Below are 278 nucleotides of genomic sequence, written 5' to 3'. Positions count from 1 at the left end.
AATGTTGAAGGCCAAACAGGAGAAACGCTCATCGTACAATTGCCACGAGGCTGCAGTAGCAATGGATCAAAAACAACACGTGTTACCATTGATGCAGAGACACCTTGGAATAAAACAGTAGAAATAACCAAAATTCCATTTTGGAAAAATCTAGGAAGCTTCTCAACTTTTTATAGCGTAGTTGCTGGGTTATTAATTTTTGTGGTTTATGATATTTTTCTTAAACAACGGCAGGGAAGATAAGTATTAAGGGTGGAAAATACAAAAAACTCAAGTAG

1 protein-coding gene is annotated in these 278 nt (G+C 36.3%); it reads left to right on the top strand.

Annotated features, from left to right (window positions below; all coding sequences use genetic code 11):
* Positions 1-243: hypothetical protein (locus tag ETC07_RS16165; RefSeq protein WP_205742569.1), on the top strand; the 243-nt coding region annotated here is incomplete at its 5' end.
* Between the last annotated feature and the right edge of the window lie 35 nt (positions 244-278).

The sequence above is a fragment of the Halomonas borealis genome (assembly GCF_004798905.1).
GTDB classification, from domain to species: Bacteria; Pseudomonadota; Gammaproteobacteria; order Pseudomonadales; family Halomonadaceae; genus Halomonas; species Halomonas borealis.
Note: the sequence above shows the minus strand (reverse complement) of the source record. Positions and strands in the feature narration are given on the sequence as shown.